Origin of the sequence: Mycobacterium sp., assembly GCF_032162605.1 — a bacterium.
GTDB lineage: Bacteria > Actinomycetota > Actinomycetes > Mycobacteriales > Mycobacteriaceae > Mycobacterium.
The window spans coordinates 1-3,050 of record NZ_JAVROT010000260.1; the positions used below are offsets into that span (position 1 = coordinate 1).

Annotated in this window: 2 protein-coding genes and 1 pseudogene; 1 reads left to right on the forward strand and 2 read right to left on the reverse strand. The window is 64.9% G+C overall.

Annotated features, from left to right (window positions below; all coding sequences use genetic code 11):
• On the reverse strand, positions 1–869 hold an 869-nt coding region (locus tag QOI01_RS15560; RefSeq protein WP_526382385.1), incomplete at its 3' end, for an ABC transporter substrate-binding protein.
• Between the two features lie 31 nt (positions 870–900).
• Positions 901–1,950 (reverse strand): ABC transporter permease, encoded by a 1,050-nt coding sequence (locus QOI01_RS15565; protein ID WP_526382387.1) that lies wholly within the window; start codon positions 1,948–1,950, stop codon positions 901–903.
• An 805-nt stretch (positions 1,951–2,755) separates the two neighbouring features.
• On the opposite strand from QOI01_RS15565, the pseudogene QOI01_RS15570 reads away from it, so the two are divergent.
• Positions 2,756–3,050 (forward strand): annotated as a pseudogene (locus QOI01_RS15570) (hypothetical protein); the annotation flags it as partial.

The following is a 3,050-nucleotide window of genomic DNA, read 5'->3' on the forward strand; positions in this document are numbered from 1 at the left end:
TGCTGGGTCTTGACGGTCTCGCCGCCCCACTTGAAGCTCCACGCGTCCGCGTACTGGTGCCGGACCGGGTCGGTGTTGGGGTCCCAGTTCGTGTTCTTCTTCAGCGTCAGCGAGGAGCCGGCGGTGAAGGCGTCGAACTGGTACGGGCCGGTGGACAGCGGGTGGTTCTTGTACTCCTGCTTGGTGTCCTTGGCCTTCGGGATCGGTGTGAACATCGGGAAGGTCATGTAGAACGGCAGGTCGGCGAAGGGCCTGGCCAGGTGGATGATCAGGGTGTCGGTGCCCGTGGTCTCCACGCCGGAGTAGGTGTCGCCGCTCTTGTACGGGCCTTTGTACTTGTCGCCGTCCTTGAAGAACTGCTCCTGGTACGTGGGGCCGTCGGGGAAGAGGTCGTGGGCGAACGAACGCTTGATCGCGTACGCGAGGTCTTCAACCTTGACCTCGGTGCCGTCCTCGTACTTGATGCCGGGCTGCAACTTGAAGGTCCAGGTCAGCTTGTCGGTCGACACGGTGCCCAGGTCGGTCAGGTCAGGGACCAGAACCGGCTTGCCGTTGCGGATCGCGTACTGGGTCGGCGAGCGGAACAGCAGCCGGCCGATTTCGTTCGAGTCGACGTAGTAGATGTCCGTCGGGTCGAACGAGTTCGGCGTCGCCTGCGCCAGGATGGTGATGGTGCCACCCTTTTTGGCTCCGGCCACCTCAGGCGCCGGGCCCTTGGCGGTCGGGTCCGTCGCGCTCGTCGCGGTTGTGATCTTGCCTGTATCGCTTCCGCCACCACTGGTGTTGTTGTTCGACGGGCTGCTACAGCCCGCAACCCCCAAGGCCACGGCAGCGGACGCCGCCACGGCCATTCTGAATCGCCTTGCCATTTCTCCTCTTCTCATTTCGAGCGTCACATCGTCACCTTCGGGTTCGGGGATCGAATGCGTCACGGATCGAGTCACCGAGCAAGCTCAGGGCCAGCACCAGGATGGTGATCGCCAGCACGGGCAGCCACAGGTACAGCGGGTCGGCCCGGTAGTAGGTCGTGGCGGCGGCAATGGTCACGCCCCAGGACGGGGTCGGCTCGGTGAGTCCGACGCCGAGGAACGTCAGACCGGCCTCCGTCACGATGTAGCCCGGTAGGGCCAACGAGGTGGAGATCACGATGGGTGCCACCAGGTTGGGCAGCAACTCCTTGAAGAGAACCTTGCGGGTCGGCACTCCGAGCACCTTCGCGGCGGCGATGAACTCGCGCTCGCGCAGGGAGAGCACCTCGCCGCGGATCAGGCGGGCAAGGCTGGCCCAGCCGAAGAACGACAGGACGAGGATCAGTGAAAAGAAGCGCACCTGGGCGACGTCTTCGGAGGAGGCGTCCTCGGCCGTGCCGACGAACATCGCCAGCAGGACGGCCGGGACCGCGATCGCGAAGAGCAGGTAGGGCAGGCTCAGCACGAAATCGATGACCCAGGACAGGATGCGGTCGGTCCAGCCACCGGCGAAGCCAGCGATCAGGCCGATGACGATGCCGATGACCGTGGTGATGGCGGTGACCGAGCTGGCCACGATGAGCGACGGCCGCGCGCCGTAGACCCAGCGGGCGAACAGGTCGCGTCCGAGTCGGGGCTCGACGCCGAACCAGTGCTCGCCGTTGGGGGCGATGGTCGGGAAGCCGTACTGGTCGATCAGGTCCTGGTGCAGCGTGCTGATGTTCTGGCCTTCGAGCCGGGCCAGCAGGGGCGCGAAGAGCGCGATCAGCACGAAGAACACGAAGATGCCGGCGCAAACCACCGCCACCCGGTCCTTGCGGAGCCGGGCCAGAGCGATCGCCGTCGGGGACTTGCCCCGGGTGGACACCTTCCCGTCAGATCCCCTGGTCGGCGTTGCCAAGGAGTCGGCCGAGGCCGATGTCCTGGTGAGCTCGGCTTCCTCGATCATGGGCTCCACGCTGTTGTCACCTCCATCGGACACGACACCTCCACGTGTGTCGTGCGTGAAAGGTATTCGGATGCTGCGGTTGGGAAGGTAGTCGCCGGATCGGTCTTAGGAAATGAGTTGACGCATCGAATGAATAACAGCTCAGTACTGAGACCCTATGACGGGCGTCACAACTTCGCCACCGCCAACCTCTCCAAACACCCCCTAGCTATGCGAAGTGTACTTTTCTACCCGAGATTTTGCCCGGATTCGTGACGCCAGGCATGACTTGCGGTAATGCCCAAACTTCCCACCGTAGTTTTCCCGAAATCCCGCCCACCCCGGCCGCGTGTTTCCGGCTCGTTTCCCGAAGCTGAAGCCGAGGTGCGGGCTTCCCGCCCCGGCGGCACCAGACGGGAAGATCTGCGGTCAACTCGTCGCCTGATCGCGTGAACCGCGGCCGGGGGCCCGGCAAACGGGAGGGACTTACTCGCCCGACCGAGCCACCGCGCAACTCCGGCGGCCGCGGTCCCTGGCCACCCGCCTCGCGCCACCAGGGCAGTCGTCGAGCAATTACGCGGATCTATGTGGCGTGTCATTTCCGGGACTACGCGCCGGGAACTCGCCAGTGAGTTTCCGTTGAGGTTGGCATCCGTCGAAGGGCCGGCGTCCGCGTCGGAGTTTCCGCACGTAGGACACCACGTCGGCAGGGGTACCGCAGTGCGGGCGATATTGCGTTTCCCGTTCTTCCATGCCAGGCGGAGCCAAGCGGGTGGACGACTTCGGCCGATCGGTGGAACGGACCGGGCTGGACAGAGCCACAATCATGCTTGTCAATGCAAATTTTCAAGGAGTGACGATGCGGATAGCCATCAGCAGCGGCGCCCGGTTCCCGGGGTTCGCACATCTGCGAAGCACTGCTCGACCGTGCCGACGGGGTGGTCTGCCCCGACACCTGACCAGCGAGATCTACGGCGGCTCCCGTTCTGCACCCGCAGGCCGAGGACTACTGGGGCACTGTCAACCCGATCGGGCCGCGCAGCGTGTACGACGAGTCGAAGCGGCTCGCCGGGCCACGACCATGGCCTACGGGCACACGCGCTCGGGGGTGGACATCGGAATTCTCCGGATCTTCAACACGTACGCGCCGCGGA